Annotated in this window: 14 protein-coding genes and 1 pseudogene; 4 read left to right on the forward strand and 11 right to left on the reverse strand. The window is 51.7% G+C overall.

Annotation, left to right across the window (positions count from 1 at the left end; genetic code table 11):
• Window positions 1-23 precede the first annotated feature (23 nt).
• The 3 genes from B153_RS0124960 to B153_RS35855 are packed head-to-tail and all read right to left on the reverse strand — an operon-like array spanning window position 24 to window position 4471.
• Window positions 24-902 carry a DUF6671 family protein gene (locus B153_RS0124960; RefSeq protein WP_020599476.1) on the reverse strand — a complete coding sequence of 293 codons (879 nt, stop codon included), beginning with the start codon at window positions 900-902 and terminating at the stop codon, window positions 24-26.
• On the reverse strand, window positions 884-3118 hold the full coding sequence (locus tag B153_RS0124965) for a DUF2309 domain-containing protein (protein ID WP_020599477.1): 2235 nt from the start codon (window positions 3116-3118) through the stop codon (window positions 884-886). The genes B153_RS0124960 and B153_RS0124965 overlap by 19 nt, the downstream gene beginning before the upstream one ends.
• Before the next feature lie 9 nt (window positions 3119-3127).
• A complete protein-coding gene (locus B153_RS35855; protein ID WP_020599478.1) occupies window positions 3128-4471 on the reverse strand; it encodes a proton-conducting transporter transmembrane domain-containing protein in 1344 nt (447 codons plus the stop codon).
• Window positions 4472-4575: 104 nt separating this feature from the next.
• Here B153_RS35855 and B153_RS0124975 point away from each other — a divergent pair, with 104 nt between their 5' ends.
• Window positions 4576-5418, forward strand: a complete 843-nt coding sequence (locus B153_RS0124975) for a LysR substrate-binding domain-containing protein (RefSeq protein ID WP_020599479.1) — start codon at window positions 4576-4578, stop codon at window positions 5416-5418.
• Between the two features lie 62 nt (window positions 5419-5480).
• Here the strand turns inward: B153_RS0124975 and B153_RS0124980 are convergent, their stop codons facing one another.
• The 3 genes from B153_RS0124980 to B153_RS0124990 all read right to left on the reverse strand — a co-directional run bounded on the left by B153_RS0124980 (window position 5481) and on the right by B153_RS0124990 (window position 10585).
• The gene (locus B153_RS0124980; RefSeq protein WP_020599480.1) at window positions 5481-6743 is read right to left on the reverse strand and encodes an FG-GAP repeat domain-containing protein; all 1263 of its coding nucleotides are present in this window, start codon (window positions 6741-6743) and stop codon (window positions 5481-5483) included.
• A 259-nt stretch (window positions 6744-7002) separates the two neighbouring features.
• Complete coding sequence (locus tag B153_RS0124985) at window positions 7003-9876, reverse strand: PVC-type heme-binding CxxCH protein (RefSeq protein WP_020599481.1); 2874 nt, start codon at window positions 9874-9876, stop codon at window positions 7003-7005.
• A 19-nt stretch (window positions 9877-9895) separates the two neighbouring features.
• Window positions 9896-10585 (reverse strand): 3-keto-disaccharide hydrolase, encoded by a 690-nt coding sequence (locus tag B153_RS0124990; protein WP_020599482.1) that lies wholly within the window; start codon window positions 10583-10585, stop codon window positions 9896-9898.
• A 303-nt stretch (window positions 10586-10888) separates the two neighbouring features.
• Here B153_RS0124990 and B153_RS35860 point away from each other — a divergent pair.
• A pseudogene (locus tag B153_RS35860) lies at window positions 10889-12552 on the forward strand (arylsulfatase).
• 118 nt (window positions 12553-12670) lie between these two features.
• Here the strand turns inward: B153_RS35860 and B153_RS0125000 are convergent.
• Both B153_RS0125000 and B153_RS0125005 read right to left on the reverse strand, forming a co-directional pair.
• Entirely contained in the window at window positions 12671-13471 is an 801-nt protein-coding gene (locus B153_RS0125000; protein ID WP_020599483.1) for a ferritin-like domain-containing protein, read from the reverse strand.
• Between the two features lie 14 nt (window positions 13472-13485).
• Complete coding sequence (locus tag B153_RS0125005; RefSeq protein WP_342664820.1) at window positions 13486-14202, reverse strand: ferritin-like domain-containing protein; 717 nt, start codon at window positions 14200-14202, stop codon at window positions 13486-13488.
• Between the two features lie 318 nt (window positions 14203-14520).
• On the opposite strand from B153_RS0125005, the gene B153_RS0125010 reads away from it, so the two are divergent.
• Together B153_RS0125010 and B153_RS0125015 are read left to right on the forward strand one after the other, a co-directional pair.
• Window positions 14521-14979: a response regulator gene (locus B153_RS0125010; protein ID WP_020599485.1), complete on the forward strand. Its 459-nt coding sequence runs from the start codon at window positions 14521-14523 to the stop codon at window positions 14977-14979.
• Window positions 14980-15146: 167 nt separating this feature from the next.
• Window positions 15147-16658 (forward strand): amidase, encoded by a 1512-nt coding sequence (locus B153_RS0125015; protein ID WP_020599486.1) that lies wholly within the window; start codon window positions 15147-15149, stop codon window positions 16656-16658.
• A 68-nt stretch (window positions 16659-16726) separates the two neighbouring features.
• Here B153_RS0125015 and B153_RS0125020 read toward each other — a convergent pair whose 3' ends face one another.
• The 3 genes from B153_RS0125020 to B153_RS0125030 form a co-directional block, all read right to left on the reverse strand.
• Window positions 16727-17590 (reverse strand): hypothetical protein, encoded by an 864-nt coding sequence (locus B153_RS0125020; RefSeq protein ID WP_157634845.1) that lies wholly within the window; start codon window positions 17588-17590, stop codon window positions 16727-16729.
• Between the two features lie 197 nt (window positions 17591-17787).
• Entirely contained in the window at window positions 17788-19029 is a 1242-nt protein-coding gene (locus tag B153_RS0125025; protein ID WP_020599488.1) for an MFS transporter, read from the reverse strand.
• A 115-nt stretch (window positions 19030-19144) separates the two neighbouring features.
• A complete protein-coding gene (locus tag B153_RS0125030; RefSeq protein ID WP_026262435.1) occupies window positions 19145-21922 on the reverse strand; it encodes an outer membrane beta-barrel protein in 2778 nt (925 codons plus the stop codon).
• Between the last annotated feature and the right edge of the window lie 62 nt (window positions 21923-21984).

Consider the following 21984-nt stretch of genomic DNA (forward strand, 5'->3'; position numbering starts at 1 on the left):
GCGTTCTAGTTGGTAAGCTGTTTTTAAGGATTACAAACCGGGCAATAGCCTGGATCAGCCTGCGTAAGTCCATCCGGACGACCTCGTATCGTTCGATAGGTGCATAGCACACAGCCGTCGATTTCGTATTTGGTTAGTTCCGTCTCATACCCACACCGACGGCAGGGTAACCCTTTTTCGGAACCTACCTTTCCCCAGCCGGGTGTATGGCAGGAGGGGCACAAACAGGAAAGCCGGTCGGCAAGTCGGTCGGCTAGCTGGCCAATTACCTGCATACGTGTCGGGTTGAATTTCGCCCGCATATCGGTCTCTACCCAGATTGTGCCCTGCTCCGAATACAGTCTGGACACTTCGTAAGCCGCTTCCAGTTCATTCTTCGATTGAATCCCTTTAAAGACAGGCTCTTGGGTTGCCCGGTCGTTTGGACGTACAATAAGCCCATGCGAGGGAAACTGAGCAGTCCTGGCAAAGGCCAGCAGCGCTTCCCAGGATTGCACCTGGGTCATGTTGTAATTGGTTTGCTCACTCAGCTGCGAAAGATGCAGATGAAAACCCCGTTTTCGGTCGATAAAATAAAGGATTTCTTCGTCGCAGGGTAGGTAAGGCAGAAAAGGGTGGGGACCAAAACTACCCTCACTGGCCAAAGCGTAGTCCACTTTGTCGCCCAGTTTCTCCAGCGCCCATTCACATTTACGCCGGGCGCAATCGAGGGCGCTGCCGCTCCGCTCTACCTCCCCCGAAAAAGTCCCTAATTGATCGGTATCAGCAACATATTCCAGGATACTGGCTTCCAGCCTAGACCAAAACGGTGGTGCTATCGCAATGGATTTAGCGTGTTTGGTGGTCAGGATCATACAGCTTCCGGAATAGGCCGACAGGCGTTTTAGTGTACGTTCTGCCATTGGAAGTCACGCGTTAGGAGGTAAGTCTGCCCATCCTCAGGATCCAGGCAAGCCAGTTGTACCCAGCCGTTACCGAAAAGTTTTTGCAGGACTGGTTGAGCCTGAACAATGGCTGTTAGCCGGGTACGAGGGGCATAGACGACCGTCATCAATCGCTGAGGTTCATGGTAGGCCTGTTCGTCGGTGGCATAAACCGACTGTAACGGCAACCCTGTCATCAGATCGCTTCCATTTCCCTGCATGATGCCGATTTTGCCGACAACAGTTTGGGTTAGTTTACTGCCACCCCCATAGGCTACATTATCCAGGGTAGAAAACAGGTACTGGGTATTGATCCATTGGGCTACTACCATCGGCGCGGTCAGAATCGTGGTCAGCGTTGTGCCCTGCGGGTCCTGGGTAGGCTCGTACGAATGCAGAAAGCAGCGCCCTTCCAGATTCAGTGAGGCCGTCAGCGCACGGGGACCAACGATAAAGGCGGCATTGCGGGCAAGCCCCCATTCGGGACGAACCTGAGCCCAATCCGTTGAACGCAACCAGGTTTGCTGCACCTCATCTAACTTGCGAAGCGGGGAGGAGAACTGTTGGAGCCGCTCAAGGCTGTTGATCTGTCGGGCTTTTGCCAGATCAGAGCGGAGTTGCTGGACCTGTTCGGCATTGTCGTCGCCAAAGAGCGTGACGTCATCGGTCGTCGTATTATGCTCGGCTGCCATGAACTGAGTCGTGTCAGGAATGCTGATGCCTCTTTGCTGCAACGCCTGTCGGACTTGTTTATCGTTCAGGATACCCGCCAATACGCGAGCGTTACCTCCACCATGCCGTCCACCACAAGCTCCGCAATCGAGCGCGGTGGCATACGCATTGTTTTGGGTCGAACTACCGTGTCCACAGAAGACGACCAGGGGCGCAAACTGCTCAGTAAGGCCCATGGTCCGTAGGGCACCTTCGGCATACCGACATTGGTCCTCCCAGGGAAGAGTTTCCCAGGAGGAGCTTATCGGCATGGGCTTTCGAAGGGAACGGACAAACTGACCCTGGAGCCGGGCAGCCAGCCCTGGGGCCAGACTACGGACTCCCATCCAGGCACCACTGGCAACCCCTAACCCCTCGACCAGGGCAAAGGGGGTGGTAAATGTATATTTCAGGGATTGATAAAGCCGCTTTAGTGCCGTCAGTCGTGCATACCCCCGCTGAGCCTGTTTCTGTTCGGTAGGGGTACCACAGGGTGATTCGTGTACCGTATGGCTGGGAGTGAGCAGTACCGGGCAGGATGCATACGATTCACCCGTTACTGTATCGTTAATTTGAATGGGCAGGCCAAAGAATCCGGCAAATCCCAGTGTCTGATAATTCCCCGTCGCTTCCAGCGCCCGACGAAAAGGTTCGGAGCGAACATCGATGCAGAAGACAAGCTGCGCATCGGGTAGGCCTTTTTCTGATAGGGACTGAGCCGCCAACTGCATTAGTAACGGTAAGCGGAATTGGCGTTCGGCCTGTTGCAACGGCGTTAGGTAATTGGTACTGGATTTCGCTTTTTCCAGCGCCTGCTGGTGCCAGCTTAGCAACGTTCTGGCTTCTGGCCACAGCAAACGGGTGATGACTACCCGTAAGGCCATATACTCCGTCTGGGTTATCGGATGCGGATGGTGGGTGTCCAGTCCAGCCCAATCGGTACGGTATCGGATATAGGACGCCCATCCCGGTAAAGTCGTGAGCATCAGGGTTAAAAATAGCTCCTCTTCGCCGGAGGCTATGTCCAGCTCAGGCAGACACACGCACAGGGCCTGGGCTGGGTGTTCCGGTAAGTTGGTTAAGAATCGCTTTTTTTGTGGATCATGGCCGTGTAAATCAGCATCATGAATCGCAAGCTGTCGCCAGGCTGCGTATAATCCCAGATGGCGTAGCGGCATGGGTAACGTAGCCTGCCCATCGTCAACATAGGCCGATAGCCATTTCAGGGTTTGCCGATTAACGGCTTCCATAGGTTTCGGTAAAGTAGGCTGCTGAAAATAAGCTCGTCCCAGGGGGAGAGCGTCTTCAATCGGCAACTCTTCAAATCCCTGAAGCGGGTTGACGGCAATCAGGTTTTTTAACGGCCAGAAAGGTGCTATTTTTTTGAAGCTACTGGCTACCAGATTAGCTACCTGAATCGTAGACAGGCTTTCGGCAGCATCGATCCATTGATCGGTAGAGGGGGGCAACAGAACAGTTTCCATAGGTTGTATTTAGTGATAGTGGTAATGGTTGCGATGAGTCGTAATGGTCGTTGGAGCAGGCTGGCTGGCATTGAGTGCTAGTACATACCCTTTCATTGCCCAGACCGGGATTGACCAGGTTTTTACGGATTGTCGGAAAAAGAGCATGCTCAACCAGGACACGGTGAGGATGAGTATCCCAGCGATAGGAAGGCTAGTCAGGGGCTGGGGATGCATCAAGCCCATAGGGGCCATGAATCCGGTAATGAGCCGTACACTGCCGCCGTAGGCCAGACCCGCCAGGGCTGTGCACAGGATGGCCCCCGGCAAGGCGCGAAGCGGTCGGACCTGAAGCAGGGGGAGTGCCAACTGAGTACCTGATAGCAAAGCCACGACGTTCAGCACAAGGGTGGTGTCGCCCGGTAGCCAGGCTTTGCCACTGGCCAGGGCAAAACCGGCACTACCGATTAAACCACAGAGCAGCGCCCCCGAAAAGGCAGGAAACCCCGGTGGATAGCCCTGATCGATGCGCTTTTCCTGGGCCGCACTCCCACTCGAAAGAAACAGATACGCTTTAAACAGACCATGACCGACCAGATGCGCTACCGCAGCCGGAAACAAGCCTAATCCGCACTGCACCACCATAAACCCCATCTGGCCCATGGTTGAGCAGGCCAGCATCCGTTTGACATCGGGTTGCATGAGTTTCCAGAAGGTACCCAGCCAGGCCGTCAGGAATCCCAGTACGGTTAGCAACGCAAGCAGGAACGAACTTTGCATATAAAGGGGCGCAAAGCGGACCAATAAGAAGCCCCCTCCGTTGATCAGACCTGCGTGCATGATGGCCGAAACGGGCGTCGGTGAATTGAGGGAACTGATTAACCAGCGATGGAAGGGCCAGATAGCCGATTGGGTAATGGCTCCCAGCGCCAGTAGCCCCAGCGCCAGTTCCATTGACGGTGAAAGGGAAGACCGACGAAGCAGAGCCTGGATACTCGTTTCGGCTGTGGTCAGATAAATCAGCCCGAAAGCGGCAGCGATGCAGGCAGCTCCCCAGGCAAAATTTTTGGTAGCAAGCCACCCCGATGCTCTGGCGGCTTTCCAGCCCGGTTTGTGGACCATCAACCGAACCAGCAGTCCGTTACTTATGCACCAGCTTACCAGCAGTAGCGCCAGATGATCGGCACTGACCAGCATCATGACTGAGCCGATCAGTAGGATGAGCCGGACAAAAAACGCTCGGTATTGGCCGTCTCCTTTCATATACCGAAAAGCAAAACTACCCACGCATAGACCAATAAAGGATACCAGAGCCATCATAATGATGGAAAGTCGGTCAAGATGAAAGAGACTGCCTAGGACAAAAAGAACCATTCGAATGTCTATTTATAAGTTATATTTGTTTTAGCGCTCAAATGTATTAGCTATTCTAATATTAGAAAAACTCGAAATTCTAATACTTTATATAAGAAAATCTTATGAATATTGATACCATTGCCCTACAGTGTTTTATTGCCGTGGCAGAAACGGGAAGTTTTACCAAAGCAGCCGACCGGGTAGGTCGTACCCAATCGGCTATTAGCCAGCAAATGACCAAGCTGGAAGGTCTGCTGGGAAAACTGTTGCTGGTTCGGGGTAAAGCGTTTACGCTCACCCCGGAAGGAGAGATTTTTCTGGGGTATGCCCGCCAGATTTTTGCGTTGCACCGGGAAGCGCTGGATCGCTTCAAAGAACCCGAACTGGAAGGGGAAGTTCGGTTTGGGCTACCAGAGAATTTTGCTACGGTCTATCTGTCGGATGTGCTGGCCGATTTCTCCCGGATTCATCCCCGCATCCTGCTAAAGATCGAGTGTGATCTGACGCTGAACTTATTCGAGCGGTTCAAGCAGAAAGAGTTCGATCTGGTGCTGGTAAAAATGAATCGCCCCGAAGATTTTCCGAATGGGCTGGATGTATGGTCGGAACCGCTCAAGTGGGTGGGAGATGCGAATCTGATTGATCCCGGAAAGCCTGTGCCGCTGGTCCTGGCCCCCCAGCCGTGTGTGTATCGGGCTTCGGCGATAAAGTCCCTTGAGCAATCGAGTCGGGCCTGGCGGCTGGTATTTTCGAGTCCGAGTTATGCCGGAGCGGTGGCGGCTGTTCGGGCGGGCATGGGCATTTCGGTGATGCCTCAAACTATGATTCCGGCTGACTTGCAGGCGGTTGATGCGGCTTTGCTGCCGAAGCTGGCCGACACGCATGTGTCGTTAATTAAGCATACGGCTACGAATGTGGCTATCAATACGCTGGAAGAGTTCGTGCTTCGACGGCTTAAGCACTGAATTGTTAAAATTCATTTCGACCGGATGAACAGGGTTGAGATCTTGTTCATCCGGTCGAAAAATTACTTCTTTATCTTATTCTCAAGCAGGAAAACCCCGTTTTTATTGGCTACGATAATGTCCGGTTTCCGGTCGCCGTTCATATCGTGAACCATGACGTTCAGACCCGAGCCCGAATCCGTATCGATGATGTGCTCTTTGTAGTACGGCTCTTTACCGGGCGTAAACTCAAACCACATCAGAATGGCCGGGTCGCTGTCGCCGGGGTCGCGACCGTGGTGCGCCAGAAACCGTTTGCCCGTAATATAATCCTTGCGGCCATCGCCGTTCAGATCGGCCATGATCGACGAGTGGGTTTGGGCCGTGGTGTTGCTCATCAGATGCGTTTTGAAGTTGATCTGGCCCTGTTCGTCGGTGATCTGTTCGTGCCACCACACGCCCAGCGCATGAGCCGATGCACTTACGACGTCGTTCTTGCCGTCACCATTCACGTCCAGCACCTGCATGTGTGAACAGGGTTCGCCCAGATTGGCCGGATGGAACACCCAGTTACCCGATTTTTTGTCGGCCGTTCCTTCAAACCAGCCTTCTCGAATCACCACATCGTTGAACCCGTCTTTATTAATGTCGCCGAAGCCAATGCCGTGCGAGAAAATTTCGGTGCCCGGTACGTTCTCTTTGCTGAGCGGGTAACGTATCCATTCGGTTTCACCGGGTTTCGATGGCGCTTTCAGCCACACGATCTGTTTTTTGTCTTTGTCGCCACAAAGAATATCGAGCCGTCCGTCGCCATCAATGTCGATAAAACCGGGCGACTCGTTAGCGATCCCCATCGAATTGGCCAGCATGTGCTTTTTCCATTCTCTTGGCGAGTCCACGCCGGGCGCATTGTTCTTCGGATTCTCGAACCAGAAGCCGGGTTTACCAGGGAAGTCGATAATGACCACATCGTCCCAGCCATCCTGATTGACATCCATGCCCATATTCAGAAACGAATCGCTGTACTCTTTGCGCGGATCGTATGTACGGGAGGGGGCCATTTCGTGGCGGGTCCAGTTGGGTGCTTCGAACCAATAGTATCCGGCCACAATGTCCATTTTGCCGTCTTTGTTCAGATCGGCTACAGCGGCTCCTTCCGAGATAAAATCGCGGGTAAGCGTCGTCTTTTTGAAATTGCCTTCGGGAACAACTGGCTTGGTCGCTCGTTCGGTGCTGGCGGCTGCGGCCTGTTGCTCCCGGACCTTCATCAGGGTCTTATCCTGGCTGTAAGCAGCAGTGAACCAGCAGGCGAGTACCGTTCCACTCAGTATGATTTTTGTTTTCATAAAATCATCGATTATATAACCGCAGTGGGCGGCCCCAACAGATTTTTATGGTTGATTGATACCAAATCATCAACCTGTTTAAACTTTTGTTTCAATAATTTTTTGTCATCCCGACGCAGGAGGGATCTCTGGGCAATGTGATCAAATATTCCTCGCCCGGAGATCCCTCCTGCGTCGGGATGACAAAAAAGAACTCATTCTTGATCGATTAAAGAAAATATAAACAGACTCTAGAATAATCTGCGTTCTATTTTCGAAACTATTCTCCCAATACTTTAGCAATCAATGCCTGGATTTCGTGGTTCTCGTGCGAGTGTTCGAGCTTGCCCACGCGGTCGTTGAACTCTTTCAGCAGCTTTTTCGAGTCGTCAGTATTGATGGCCCCGATTCGCTGGATCATGTAGTTCAGATGCTTCGGCATTTTCGACTTCTGCGCCAGATTCAGCGCCCGTTTCATGTCGACAGCGGCCAGAGGCTCGGTGGCATACCACAGCATAAGCGGCTGGTTATGGTCATCTTTGTCCTGCTCTTTCTGGACGAGCGCATCCAGTACGTCCCACCGCTGGCCCGGATCGATTCGGCCCATGGCCGAGGTCAGGTACAGTCGAACCAGGGCCGAATTGTCATTCTGCGCCATAGTCGCAAACTGCTTCAACGTCTCTGGCGAAACGGTTTTATCTTCGGCCAGTAGTTGAATCGCCCAGCTCCGGACATATTCGTTTTCGTTCGAGAGCAGATCGTTCAGGTCTTTGTCGGTAAGGCCTTTCGTCACGTGCAAGGCCCAGAGTGCCCGCAGCTTACGGGTTGCATCGGGGTTTTGCGCCAGAATCTCTTTCAGCGCCTTATGGACTTTCTTGTTTTGGCCGCGCTCCTGCAAAATGGTCCGGGCCTGCCGTACATACCAGTCGTTGGGGTTCAGTTGCGCCTTCACCAGATCCATATCCGATGCCTTTCGCAAATCGACCTGCACCCACTTGTCGTTTTCGTGGCTCAGTTTGAAAATCCGGCCCATCGTTTTGTCGTGTACATCCGGGTTAGGGCTATGGCACTGGTTTTTGTCGTACCAGTCGATTACCCAGACCGAGCCGCTGGCATCGTATTTAAAGTTGAGCCACTGCGACCACGAATCGTTCATGACAATAAAATCGGGCTTGTGCGATACCGCATAGCCGGTTCCCGAACGGGCCGGATGATCTCGGTTGAACCGCGCCCCGTTGATGTTGTTCATGAAAATATCGTTGCGGTACTCCTGTGGCCAACTGTTGCCGAGGTAGATCATCGCTCCCGAATGGGCGTGACCACCACCCGCCGAGGCCGACCGGAAATTGCCCGCGTGAGGTCCCCGCTCACCTACCCAGTGTACATGGTCGGCATGGGTTTTTATGTCGTCGTAAGTGTATGGGTTGAAGTGCTTTCCGGCCTGCCGCTGGTAACGTCCGCCCTGAATCATGTGGTACATATGCGGAATTACGCAGGCCGTAATGAACGCATGGCCGTAGTCGTTGAAATCGAGGCCCCAGGGGTTGCTGGTTCCTTCAGCGAAGAGTTCAAATTGGTGCGTAGTGGGGTGATACCGCCAGACGCCTGCGTTCAATTTGGTCCGCTCCGAATCGGGGGTGCCGGGCTTGCCCACGTTCGAGTGAGTAAACACCCCGTGCGTACCATACAACCAGCCATCGGGCCCAAAGCGTAGGCTGTTGAGGGTTTCGTGGGTGTCTTCAAGGCCCCAGCCATCAAGCATTTTCTGGGGTGGTCCCAGCGGTTTGTCGGTTTTGAAATCAGCCGGGATAAACAGTAGGTACGGAGCGGCTCCAACCCAAACGCCCCCCATACCCACTTCCATACCACTCACCAGATTCAGGCCTTCGATAAATACCTTCTTGCTGTCGAGGGTGCCGTCGCCGTTGGTGTCTTCAAAGATGAAAATCTTATCGCGGCCCTGGCCTTCGGGAGCCGGAACTGGGTAGGTGTGCGATTCGACCACCCAAAGCCGACCCCGCCAGTCGACGGTAAAACAGATTGGCTTGACAATGTCAGGTTCCGAAGCCGCCAGCGTCATCTTGAAGCCGTTGGGCAGGGTCATGGCCTGAGCCGCTTTCGTGCCCGAAAGCCCCGCATTCAGGACCGGGTCGAGCGGGGGTAGAATGATAATGTCTTTCTGTTTCAGTTCATTAGGGAACGTCGGACGGGTGGCGTAAAACTGAAAATCATCGAAATTGATGTGTGCCCATTTGTCGTGCGGGATGTACGGAATCTGCGAAATCCCCGTTTCATTGTCGATGATGCGGATGTAAATCTCCTGATTCAGATACGGTTGCAGATCGACTACAACGGGCTGAAGCGTTGCGCGGCCCTGTCCGGTGCTGTGGAAAATCACCTTGTCGGTGCTGGCCTGTACGATCTCGACGCGGGTATCCTGCAACGCTCCTCCCGACACTTTAAAGGCCGCGTAGGGCTGCGTAACGGTAAACGGTACTGAGGTTAAGGTACCCGTTTGTTTGGCGTTGGCTGTGCCGCCACTACTCAGAAAATACTTGCCATCGAAACCGATATGCATGTCTTTTTCATGCACGGGCGACGGGTCATCCTGCCCAAAAACTGCATTGGTGAAGGCATCGCCGGTAGCTTTCCAGTCTTTCAGCGTACCGGTTTCGAAATTGAGGTTGAGCGGCTGGCCGTTTTTCATGGGTGTCTGTCCGGCAACGGTGGCATCGGTGACAGACCCTTCAACTACCTCAAAGTTACCGACCATACCAGCCGCCCGGTGGCCCGGAACGGTACAATAGTAGGTGTCGCTTTTGTCGGCTTTGAAGGTGATACTGGCTTTGGTCCCTTTTTCCTGGAGTGTTTTGCTTTTAATACCCAGTTTTTCGAGGGCAATGTCATGGGTCATCAACTCGCCATTAGTGATCGTGATGCGGACCCGGTCGCCTTTGTTGGCTTTTAAGGTAGGGTTGCGAGCCCCGTCTTTTGCAAAAAAGCCCAGCATTGTGGCTTCAAGCGCATACTCCCGGTCGACTTTGGCGGTGTCTGGAGCCGCAGATTTGGTTTTGGACGATTGGGCGGCACAGTCAGGACCAGCCAGCAGGGTCAGGAGTGGCAGTAAAAGCGTTAGAAAACGGAGATTACGCATAAGAATAGGGGGGGCGGGTTTACAACTCGTTTATCGTCAAGTCTCTAAATTCAACCTGGGCAACGCCACCGCTGTGAATCTGGACGGCAATCACGCCCTTGTTGGGAATTTTACTGTCCTGCTCTGTATAGTCGCAGGTTTTGACACCGTTGATGTATAATTCATGGTGGTTGCCTTTGCAGCGGATGATATAGCTATTCCAGCCATCTTCTTTCAGCAGGTGTTTGAGCGTTCGCAGATCACCGCCAACCAACTTTTCCCGGCGATGTTCGTCGTACAGATCACCCCAGTAGCCATTGCCAATGTCGGCCTGGTACCCGATAATCTTTTTGCCTTCAATAATGGACCGATACTGAATGCCGCTGTTGATCATCCCCGTTTTAGGGTCGCCATAGAGCCGGAACAAACAGCGAAATTCGAAATCACCATACTCTTTCAACGTATGCAGATAGGTATTTTCGGGTATCTTGTTGACACCGTCGCCACTATGAATCACGCTGTCTTTCACCGACCACCAACCAGCCTGTGCCGGGTCGACGGTTTTCCAGCCGTTCAGTGTCTTTCCATCAAACAGCGACACCGCTTTTACGCTCGACTGAGCAAAGAGCGAAAATGGGCTAATAGCCAGCAGTAGGGCAATCGAATAGCTAATTGGTGACTGCCTGAATATGTCTTTCCCAAAAAAACGATGCGGCCCGTTTGGTTTCATGCTGCCAGGATTTAGGTAATGTATGACCTACTAAAGCAACCGATATGGGTAAAACTCCCTATTTGTAGAAAAGAAAATAACCGAATGGATGAATCGATTAAGCAGAGTGGAACCTAGTTAAACATGGTTTGGGGTAAGGTTATTGCCATCAGCGCTTTGTAGATTATTGCTATTGTGCCGAACGGTTTGCAATTGACCAACTGAAATATGGGCTGTCGTTGGCTACTAGCGTAATTAAGTAATTCCAAAATCTGAATGAAAAAGGGTCTGATTCTGGTATCAGTTTTAGTAGCAGGGATGGCTATGCTTGTCCTGCTGGGGGGATTCGAGATAAACTACTCTGTGCAAAAATCACGGGCTGTCCGTAAGCCAAACATCATTGTCATCATGGCCGACGATATGGGATTTTCGGATCTGGGTTGTTATGGGGGAGAAATCCGGACGCCCAATCTCGATTACCTGGCCAGCAATGGCATTCGCTATACGCAATTTTACAACACGTCGCGCTGCTGCCCGACACGGGCGTCGTTGCTGACGGGGTTATACAACCAGCAGGCAGGCATTGGAAAAATGACCGATCTGGAAGACGAGCCCGGCTACCGTGGGCATCTGACTGAGAATACGGTTACGCTGGCCGAAGTCTTGAAGATGGCTGGCTATCAAACCGCCATGACGGGTAAGTGGCACGTTTCCAATACCACCGTGCAGAAGGACCCAAAAGAGCAACTGGCCTGGCTGAACCACCAGAAAGAATTTGGGAACTTTGCGCCCCTCGACCAGTATCCAACCAGTCGTGGGTTCGATAAATATTTTGGCAACATCTGGGGCGTTGTCGATTTTTTGACCCGTTTAGTCTGGTCAGTGGCACGACTCCCGTTCGGCAGGTGCCGAAAAACTACTATCATACCGATGCTATCAACGACACAACGGTGGCCTATATCAACGAATTCAGTAAAGCCTCAGCCCCGTTTTTTATTTATGTGGCCGAAACGGCTCCTCACTGGCCGCTGATGGCGTTGCCGGAAGATATTGCCAAATACAAAGACACCTACAAAGTTGGGTGGGAGGCCATACGAAAAGCCCGGTATCAGAAAATGAGCCAATTGGGTCTGATCGATCCGGCCCGAACGCCCTTATCGAAACGCTTTCAGGATGATTTAACCTGGGAGGCTAACCCTGATAAAGAATGGGATGCACAGGCAATGGCCGTTCATGCGGCTATGATCGATCGGATGGACCAGGGAATTGGGCGGATGATCAGCGCATTGCGGAAGAACGGTCAACTCGATAACACCTTGATCCTGTTTTTGTCGGACAATGGGGCCAGTCCTGAAAATTGTGCTGCCTATGGTCCCGGTTTCGACCGCCCAAGCGAAACGCGGGATGGCCGTAAGATCGTGTATGACCTGAAAAAGCAGATCCTGCCCGGACCTCAAACTTCGTATGCATCAATTGGGCAGCGTTGGGCCAATGTGGCCAATACACCTTACCAATACTGGAAAGCAGAGTCGTATGAAGGGGGCGTCCATACGCCATTGGTGGCCTTCTGGCCCGCTGGTATTACGGCTCCCAAAGGCAGCTACAGCGCACAGGTGGGGCATGTGATGGATTTTATGCGCACGTTTGTCGAATTGACCGGTGCCAAATACCCAGCCACCTACAAAGGCCACCCCATTACTCCAACAACTGGCATTAGCCTGGTGCCCTCGTTTCAGGGGAAGGCGTCAGCGGGTCATGTGTCGCTGTTCAATGAGCATTTTGGTGCCCGTTATGCTCGTTCTGGCCATTGGAAACTCGTATCGGCCAGTCGCGATACCACCTGGCATCTGTTCAATCTGGCCACTGACCGAACCGAAACACAGGACGTAGCCGTTCATCACCCCGATAAAGTACGCCAACTAGCATTCGAATGGCACCAGTGGGCCCGTAGGCATCAGGTGTTTCCTAAACCGGGTAAGAAGAACTGACACCTATATTTTCATAAACCGCGAAGACGCGATAGACGCAAAGAGCTATACCTAAACGTTTAGTCTTTTTGTCTATCGCGTCTTCGCGGTTCAACCGAGTTGCGCTATAGCAAAACCATCAGGCCAGGAAAGGCTTCACAATCTCCAGCACTTCTTCTTTCGTAAGGGGTTCGTCGAAGGCCTCGGTAATGCCTTCTAGGGGTACCAGGCTTCCCAGAATTCCCGCCAGATTGATGTTTTTCTGGACTACATTGTCTTCGCCTTTGTACACCATAGCCCCAACGGCTGGTGGTAAACCCGACGGACTTGCCAGCGGAATCCATCCTTTCTGACCACGCAGGAACCGAACCCGGGCCGCATGCGTCGCTTCGGTTGAGTGAATTTGCAGTGCTGTTTCCAGAATGGGTTTGGCGTTCATCAGGTTAGGAGCCTGACCTTTGTAGGCTCGTACACCCGTATCTTCAAACCCCTGCGACACAGCCGCGAAGGTCTGGAAATTGCTAAACACATCCGGGAACATCCCTTTGGCTGTAAAGTCAAACTTCGGCTCAGGGATGGCTTTAGAACCCAGCACTTTTTTGAGGAGTTTGACGTGAAGTTCTTCGTGTTGGCGAATGAGTTCAAACGCAGGTTTATACTGCGAAGGGATCATGGTCAGGTTGTTGCCAATGTCGTAAAAACGGTACTCCAGATACTCCAGCGTAAGGGCAAAGTTGAGCACATCCACCACATTGTCGGGTAAGGTCATACCCTGTCCGTAGGCTTTATTGAGTGCCGAGGCCAGGATCGTTGGTGCGGCAACAGCCACTGTTTTTTTGGTCAATGCGCTAAACAGTCCGCGACGGGATACGTGTTCCATCCGTCCGATAAAGTCACCATCAACCTGTTCGAGTTCGTTGAATAAATTTTGTAAGTTCATGCGCTTAACTGGGTTTAGGCGACGGCTGTCGGGAGGTTACGACCATCGATTTTTTCAAGGATATATTTCTGCGCTTTGGGCAGCACTTCCGAAGGCTCCATTTTAATGAATAGCCCGTCCATTACGATGTTTTCGCCCGAGAAGGCCGTTTGATTCATGTACTCCATCTCACGGATGATGGCTACGTGCCGGGCTTCGAGCGAAACAATTTTACCCGCTACTTTCAGGTTTTCGGGATCGGTCAGGTATTTACCACCGCCTGTATACGCTGCCGTGCCTACTTCGGCAAACATCCGGGCAGCTTCCAGTACGTCGGTGCGCTGGCGGAAATTGATGCTGCTAAAATCGAAGGTCAGGTCAGGGATTCCAGCGCCCCCCAGGGCCGTTCGGTAGAAAGCCCGGTGCGTAACCTCATGGTTGCGTAAATCCTGGAACAACTGCATTTCCATAGCTGTCATGCCCGAATAGGGATTAGCAAGCACCATTTCGTAAAAACGAGCTTCAAGCTGTTCGAGAACAAAGGCATAATTTAGAATACCCAGATCACCACCGGGTAGGAGTATTGCCTCGCCCGCTGCTGCTGCCCGCGCCCCGTTTGGACTTACGTGTAGATCTGCTGTGGAGCAGGCGGTTAGAATGCCTCCGGTGACCGCTGCGGCTCCGACAGTTCGCAAAAACGATCGCCGTTGGACGGAAGTCATTCCGGGCGTAGTTTGCGTAGAATTGGTCATGTTTTTCATTGAGTAAATAAATAATTGTTAGTACTGCTGGACTTACACCAATTCAGGCTAACAGGTTATTCATAGTTAGGAAATGGGGCATTACAGAAATAGAAATTAAGAGCGGAATCAAGGCTCGCTTATTGATCTGAATGCTGCCCCGTTGCCTCACTATTTTTGGGTAAAACTGGGGGGATGGGGTTGTCTATATATAAATCGCCAATCATAATATGATTTGTATGTAATAATTGGCTAAAAGACTAGCTGGTTGGTAGGTTTTGATTAATTTTACAGAGTAGCTTTAGGCCAACATTAACTCAGGAATAGCGTATGCGGCAAAACTTTAAACGAGCCAAAGTGCTGGTGATCGATGATAGCTCGGATCATTGGATGTTAATAAAAAAGGCCATGCAGCACTGCCTTCCAGACGTTACGCTTGTTTATGTAAGCAGTGTACAGCAGACAATTGAGTTGCTTCAGGAGTGGGATACTCAGGAATGGGAACTGCCTCAACTGATTCTGCAGGATTTGTACCTCCCAACGCGGGAAGCAGGGTGGCAGTTGTTGACTCACATTAAGGGTATGTCTACCTCCATCAGTCGGATTCCGTTAATTATGTTTAGCTCATCCGACGATCATCTGGATATTGAAGAGGCCTACCACGCAGGGGTTTCGTCGTATTTGATCAAACCGATTGATTACACAGACTGGGTTGCTTATTTCAACGAATTACGAGCCTATTGGTGGGAAACCGTTACGTTGCCTCCCGTTCAGTTTTCGATCTATTAAACGGATGATAGATCGCAACGTCATAAAAAAATGATTTACGCTGTAGGGGGGCGTCATTGAATGGGGAAAGAAGTTTTGGGATGGGTTGGTTGGGCGTGGGTAGAATTTAGCCGTATTCTGTATTTTCGTTATCAGCAGACTTCGCCATTCCCCTACGCCTTATTTTCATGCCACCATCACCCAAATCCCTGCCGTTCGACGAGTATGTTATCCATGATGCCACAGCCCTGGCCGAACTTGTCAGAACGGGAGAGGTAACTCCGGCCGAGTTGCTGGAAACGGCTATTGTCCGTGCCGAGGCCGTGAATCCACAACTGAATGCGATTGTTACGCCCCTGTACGACAAAGGCCGGGCCATGACAAAGGAATTACCAGAGACTGGTCCCTTTCGGGGTGTACCTTTTTTGCTGAAAGATCTGGAACTAGAGTGGGCTGGCACACCGATGAAATCAGGTTGCCGGGGCTATCAGAACTATGTGTCGACGGCGGATAGTGAAGTGATTAAACGATTGAAAGCCGCCGGATTAGTTTTCTTCGGAAAAACCAATACACCCGAATTTGGGCTGACACCGTATACCGAATCGAAGCTGTACGGCCCTGCCCGCAACCCCTGGAAACAAACGCATTCGCCGGGTGGTTCGAGTGGCGGGTCGGCCGTGGCCGTTGCCGCTGGTATCGTTCCAGCGGCAACGGCATCAGATGGGGGTGGTTCCATTCGGATTCCGGCGTCGTGCTGTGGCTTGTTCGGACTGAAACCATCGAAGGGGCGGGTTACGCTTGGTCCCCGTTTTGGCGAATTATGGAATGGAGCGGTGACCGGGCTTGCCGTTACGCGCAGTGTACGGGATAGTGCCGCTCTGCTCGACGCTATTGCAGGGCCTATGCCGGGTGATCCGTATTTTCTACCTGCCCCTGAGCGACCTTTTCGGGAAGAAGTGGGTCGTGAGCCCGATAAGTTGCGGATTGCGTTCTCTACCCAGCCCCTGATGCCAGGCCAAATGGTTGATCCAGAATGCATTCGGGCGGTTCAGGAAACGGCCAGACTGCTGGAAAAGCTAGGGCATTCGGTTGACGAAATCCCGTTGCCCTACGAGAAAACCATCGTTACAGAAGCTTTTTTCGTGAATGTATTGAGCGAAACAGCCGCTACCCTTCGCGAACTGGGCGAGTATCTGGGGCGTCCGGTTCGGCGTGATGATGTCGAGCTAAATACCTGGGCGCAGGCCCGGCTAGCTGAAGGATTCTCTGCCGCTGATCTGGCCTATCAGAAACGACGCTGGAATACACTCAACCGCAGTATGGGTAAGCTCCACGAAACTTACGACCTGTTCCTTTCCCCGACATTACCCCGACCCCCCATTGCGATCGGAACGTTTCAGAATAAATCCTCGGAAGAACGGCTTCTCAAACTGGTTGACTCACTAGGCGGTTTAAAATACCTGAAAGGCAGCAAAACGGTCGATGATCTGGCCGAACGCTCGCTGGGCTATATTTCCTTTACGGTCATTACCAACATGACGGGGCAGCCCTCCATGTCGGTACCGCTACACTGGTCGGCTGATGGTTTGCCAATCGGCGTTATGTTTGCCGCCAAACTCGGTGACGAAGCCACCTTATTCCGACTGGCCAGCCAGTTAGAGCAGGAACGCCCCTGGTTTATGAAACGCCCAAGTTTATAAGAAACGGCTCGTCCGCTATTGTATCGCAGACGAGCCGGGAGCCAAGGGGCTTTTGTGTAGTGTGCAGTTTACTGACAAGCGTAGGAGTAATCTGTCGTGCTGATGGAAGGGGGGCCGGCAGCGTTCGGATTGATACCACCTACACCACTTTTGTAAATGAGTACTTCCAGCTTGCGCTGCACCTTTCCCTGCTTATCGTAGGTGTAGCTATACGTGGCCGTGAAGTTTGTGTAAAGATTAATGTCGAACTGATGGTAATCCTGTGATGATTTAATCAATAGGTTTCGGCTTGGACGACCTTCAAATAGTTTTTTAGGCGGTATATTTTCTTTGGTAAGATCGTATGTGTACACAATCGTCAATACGAAATTTGGATTGGTCATTTCCATTTTGATCACATTGCCATTGTCAATAGTATAGGTCGTTTTTTGGATGACTGTTGGGCTGAGCATTTCTGTTGTTTCGATGAGATACCCATTGGCATCGTATTTATACGTTGTATTGCCATTGATAATCGACCCAATCAGGCTTTGGCTATTCAATGAATAGCTGGTTACTTTAGTAAGATTGCCTCCCGTAAATTCCGATTGCTTAATCGTGGATGAAGTATACTCATAGTTGATAGTACTATTAGAATTGGTATAGAGTCTGCTCTCCTGAGTGAGAAGTTTCTGTGCGTTATAGGAATAGGTGTGCGTTTCGGTAGGCACTAAAATAAATGTTTGTTTGCCTGCTGGCAATCCGTAGAGTGCACCTTCAATTGTAAGGGTTTCACTATTGGGGGGCGTCTCGGTACTTGTGTAGCCTCTCTTAATTGATTCCTGAACGATCGGGCAGGAGGGCATTAATTCGGGTATGCGGTGGTCCGTGCAGGAAAAAGCAATGGCAACAACAGTTAGGCAGCTAACTAATGGGTAAAGTGTGAATTTCATGCGTAAAAATTTATATGTGTAAAATTAGTCTATGGGTTCTTCCACGTATAGGCATATACCAGGAGAACGCAAAGGAGAATTTATGTAGTTGTAAATCTACAAAATGTATATTTTGTAATATAGTAAAACCTATGTTACGGTTTTATGATGTTTTCTACGCTAACTAAACTGAAGAAATTTACTAGCAGGTTTGCTGGCTACTCACTATAATCCAGCTCTTTACCGAATGTTTCTTCCATCGTAAAGAGCGACCAGAAGCCGAGTGCAAAACAAACCAGAGCAACGATAGCAGCCGATTCGATAACGCCCAGCGAGGGTTTCATAGCCTGATAGGCTGGAATACTTAACAAGGTAGTAGCCCGGACATTGTTGGCCACCGAGGTCGTAGCGGTAGCCCGAAGGTTGGTGCCGAAACTCTCTGCCGTAATGGTCAGGAACATGGCAATGTAGCCGATGCTGAACCCCATTAGTAAGTAGCTGTTGTAAAACAAGCTGGTCGATTGCAGTCCACCGAACAGGTAAATGCTCACCAGAATCAGGGCCAGCCCCATCATCAGCCCGATGGCACTCCGGCGAGCCCGTAACCATTGGCTCAGGAAACCACTGAATAGATCGCCCGCTACCGTACCCACGTACATCAGCATCAGGCAACGGCCCGGTTGAATGGCTTCGGTAATGCCCAGTGCCTTTCCAAACTCGTTGCCGAACGTGGCCAGAATACCAATCACAAAGTAGGTTGGAACGGCAATGCCCATACAGCGAAGGTAGCGGAGAACGGACGTTTTATTTCGGAACAACGCCCAGAAATTTCCCCGCGAAACACCTGCCTGCTGCGTCCGTTTGAACATGCCCGACTCCAATACGCTCACCCGCATCAGCAGCAGCCCTAGTCCCAGTCCACCGCCAACAAAATAGGTTGTGCGCCAGTTGAACAAGGCAACGGTAAAATAGGCAACAACAGCCCCCAATAGCCCGACACTGGCTACCAGCGACGAGCCATACCCACGCAGATGCGGTGGTAGAATCTCACTGACGAGCGTTATGCCTGCGCCCAGTTCGCCTGCCAGCCCCAGGCCCGCCACAAACCGAAGGATGGCATACAGTTGTGGGTCGTGCACAAAGCCACAGGCGATATTGGCCAGCGAATAGGTAATGATACTGCCAAACAGGACGGAGAGCCGCCCCCGTTTATCGCCCAGAATCCCCCAGACAATGCCCCCGATCAATAGACCAGCCTGCTGATAATTAAGGATTTTTCCGCCAATGATGGATATGTCGGCCTCCGACAGGCCAATGTCTTTCAGGCTGGGAACGCGTACGATGTTGAACAGCAGCAAATCATACACATCGACAAAGTAACCCAGAGCGGCTACGATGACGGGTAACGTAAAGAGGGGACGTAACGAATTCGACGGTGATAGGGTAGTGGTAGGCGACATAAGAGGTAGGAATAACAAGGCCGAATGTACACTAGAACGAATTAACCGCAAAGATGCGACGACGCAAAGAATAAACTTACCCGTTGCGTCGTCGCGTCTTTGCGGTTAAAGAGGGTCAAATTCCAAACTTCCGAAGGTTGTAGACGAAGCTCACCAGTAAATACCGACGGAGTATCCGGCTCTGAACATCCTCAAGGTAGGTATCGGTTGTGTTGCGGGTCAGACTCCGATTCTGATTCAGCAGATCGAACACTTGCAGCCGTAATTCGCCCGTATTGCCTTTGAAAAACTGCCGGGCCAGGGCCACATTCCAGAGCATAAACTGCTGATTATATCCAGTTGCCCGTCCGGTGGTAGCCGTGTAGGTCAGGTCGCTGCTAAGGACGAACCGAAAGGGTAGCTTCCAGTACAAATCGGCCGTGGCATACTGGAGCCAGAAAGTGGTGTTTTGTTTGGGCAGTAACGAATACGAAGCCGTTTGGTAGGTGATGTTGCCACTTACCCCATATTCCAGACTGTTGTTGAAATTGGATTGTAGCCGAACGCCCTGACCGATACTACTGGTCTTCGACTGGTTCGTTTGGTCATTGATCAAACTGAGGCCACGGCTAAAACGGGCATTGGTCGTTAAGGTAATCCCGATTTTCGACGGGTTCAGCGTCCGACTTAGGGAAAACACACCATTGGCCGACCAAAATCCGCCAACATTAACGGGTTGCGTGGTTTGTATGCCAGCAGTATTGATGGTCGTAGCTGTAGCGATTCGATTGTTGCTCTGGTTCAGGCTACCGAATATAAACAGACTCTTCGTGCCCTGGCTGCTGGATCCGTTGTAGCTCAGCGTCAGGTTGTTGTAAAATTCCGGGGCTAACGCTGGGTTGCCAGTTGTGATGTTCAGCGGATTACTGTTGTCGATCGTCGGCTGTAACTGGCTAACGGAGGGCGGATTCAGGCGAGTCAGGTATTGGATGCGCAGATTTCGATTTCCGGAAAACGTGTAGCTAAACAACGCATTGGGGAGCAGGTTCAGATAGGGCCGACGCTGGCTGGTGTCCACGGAACGGTTATCGACCTGTAGGCTGGATTGCTGTACCTCCAGACCCAGCGAATACGAGTACCGCAATCGCCGGGTTTGCCAGGTAGCCCCCGCCCGATGCGTAGCGAAGACACGGTTAAATTGATTGGAGAGTAGCGGATTGGTACGGTCGTAAAGGCCCGTCGATTCGTCCAGGTCATTAACTCGTCGGTCGGCGCGGTTACGGCTGAGCGAATAGGTATACTTAAACTCCAGTTTTTGAATGAGCGATAGGGGTTCGGTATAAGACAGGGTTAATGTATTTTGTAAACCATTACTCATTTGGCGATTCTGCTGGTTCAGCCGGTTGGTGATCGGGTTCGTACCTGTTGAATCGTAAAAGGTGTTGTTCGACTGATTAATGGCCTGCGTTGTGCCATCGCCCAGCGTCGTGTTGAGATTAAGCGACAGGGTGCGGCCTTCCCTCCGAAATTTTCGCATGAGCAACAGATTGTTGTATAGATTCAGGCTGTTGCCGCTGGAGTTATAGTGGGTTTCGCCCGTATTGACCTGTTTGGCTACTGAAGTAAGCCGTCCGGGTAGAGTCGACTGGCTGTTGGTCTGACTAGTATAGTCGCTAGTTTGCCAGGGTAGGTTGCTCGTGAGCCGGAGGCTGGTCAGGGAGTCGAGCTGCCAGTCCAGACGGGCATTGAATCGGTGGGTCAACTGGCGGTTCTGCGAATACCTGTTTTGGGCGGTGATGAGCGAATTTTCGGGTAGCACACTCGTTCGCTGGCTCTGCTGGTCGGTGGTTGTGATCGCCTGATTCAGAAAATAACTGGTCGCTATTTCGATCCGTTTTCCCCATTTGTCCCGGTAGTTAAGCCCACCTCCCTTTATGTCAACGACATTGGTTGGCATTTGCGGATTGTCCGAAGGCCCGCCACCGAGCCCACCAACAAACACAGGTGCCGAGGCCGATGGGTCGGCCAGGGTAAAGTTTTGCTGGTTAAGGTTATTGGCCTGACCAATCAGCGAAAGTTGCCGACCTGGTCCGTTGTCGCGGCTGCTAAAGCGGTTCAGATTTAACCGGGCCTGATAGCGGTTGTCCTGCCCGTCGCGGGCGGTACCCAGGCCGAGCGAATTTTGCCCGAAATACCCATTGCGTTTATCGCGCTTTAAACTCAGGTTGATGGTGCGCTCACGGTTACCATCGTCGATGCCCGAAAACAATGACTGATCGGACGATTGATCGTACAACTGAACTTTATCGACAATATCGGCGGGCAGATTTCGGGTAGCCATTTTGGGATCGTTGCCAAAAAATGGTTTGCCATCGACTAGTACCCGACTGACGGTCTGCCCCTGGGCTTTGATGGTGCCATCGCGGCTTACTTCTACACCGGGCAGTTTACGGAGCAATTCTTCCACCTGCGCGTTGGGCTGAGTTTTAAACGATCCTGCATTGAACTCCAGCGTATCACCTTTTACAGCAATGGGAGCGCTTTCCTGCCGAACCACTACTTCCTGAAGCTGGTTGCTCTGTTCGGTCATGCGCAATAGCCCCAGGTTCAGAATTGGTTTTTCGGTAGAGAGAGTAACAGGCAGGGATAGATTTCGGTAACCCAGAAACGTAATCAAAATGCGGTATGCCCCTTTACCTGTATTTCGCAGACTGAACTGCCCATCGCCGTCCGTAAGGGTGCCCGTGACATAACTCGAATCGTGGGTTGTCAGCAGCGAAACAGAAGCCTGCCGAAGTGGTTTGCCACTCGTCGAATCGAGGACGAAACCCCGAATTTCGCGTCTAGTGACCCTTGTTTGGGCCATCAAGTGAGTAGAAAGGCTGATGAGGAGAATAAGGAGAGCGAATTTCATACTGTAGCATGGGGAGAGGTACAGGCTGAGAAAAAGAGGGTGGGTGTTTTTGAACGGTCCTT

Origin of the sequence: Spirosoma panaciterrae DSM 21099 (genome assembly GCF_000374025.1) — a bacterium.
In the GTDB taxonomy this organism is placed as follows: domain Bacteria; phylum Bacteroidota; class Bacteroidia; order Cytophagales; family Spirosomataceae; genus Spirosoma; species Spirosoma panaciterrae.

What these genes read in the sequence shown, in the direction of transcription:
- B153_RS0124960 (WP_020599476.1), bottom strand. Translation starts at nt 902, where the DNA reads ATGGCAGAACGTACACTAAAACGCCTGTCGGCCTATTCCGGAAGCTGT.
- B153_RS0124965 (WP_020599477.1), bottom strand. Translation starts at nt 3,118, where the DNA reads ATGGAAACTGTTCTGTTGCCCCCCTCTACCGATCAATGGATCGATGCT.
- B153_RS35855 (WP_020599478.1), bottom strand. Translation starts at nt 4,471, where the DNA reads ATGGTTCTTTTTGTCCTAGGCAGTCTCTTTCATCTTGACCGACTTTCC.
- B153_RS0124975 (WP_020599479.1), top strand. Translation starts at nt 4,576, where the DNA reads ATGAATATTGATACCATTGCCCTACAGTGTTTTATTGCCGTGGCAGAA.
- B153_RS0124980 (WP_020599480.1), bottom strand. Translation starts at nt 6,743, where the DNA reads ATGAAAACAAAAATCATACTGAGTGGAACGGTACTCGCCTGCTGGTTC.
- B153_RS0124985 (WP_020599481.1), bottom strand. Translation starts at nt 9,876, where the DNA reads ATGCGTAATCTCCGTTTTCTAACGCTTTTACTGCCACTCCTGACCCTG.
- B153_RS0124990 (WP_020599482.1), bottom strand. Translation starts at nt 10,585, where the DNA reads ATGAAACCAAACGGGCCGCATCGTTTTTTTGGGAAAGACATATTCAGG.
- B153_RS0125000 (WP_020599483.1), bottom strand. Translation starts at nt 13,471, where the DNA reads ATGAACTTACAAAATTTATTCAACGAACTCGAACAGGTTGATGGTGAC.
- B153_RS0125005 (WP_342664820.1), bottom strand. Translation starts at nt 14,202, where the DNA reads ATGACCAATTCTACGCAAACTACGCCCGGAATGACTTCCGTCCAACGG.
- B153_RS0125010 (WP_020599485.1), top strand. Translation starts at nt 14,521, where the DNA reads ATGCGGCAAAACTTTAAACGAGCCAAAGTGCTGGTGATCGATGATAGC.
- B153_RS0125015 (WP_020599486.1), top strand. Translation starts at nt 15,147, where the DNA reads ATGCCACCATCACCCAAATCCCTGCCGTTCGACGAGTATGTTATCCAT.
- B153_RS0125020 (WP_157634845.1), bottom strand. Translation starts at nt 17,590, where the DNA reads ATGAAATTCACACTTTACCCATTAGTTAGCTGCCTAACTGTTGTTGCC.
- B153_RS0125025 (WP_020599488.1), bottom strand. Translation starts at nt 19,029, where the DNA reads ATGTCGCCTACCACTACCCTATCACCGTCGAATTCGTTACGTCCCCTC.
- B153_RS0125030 (WP_026262435.1), bottom strand. Translation starts at nt 21,922, where the DNA reads ATGAAATTCGCTCTCCTTATTCTCCTCATCAGCCTTTCTACTCACTTG.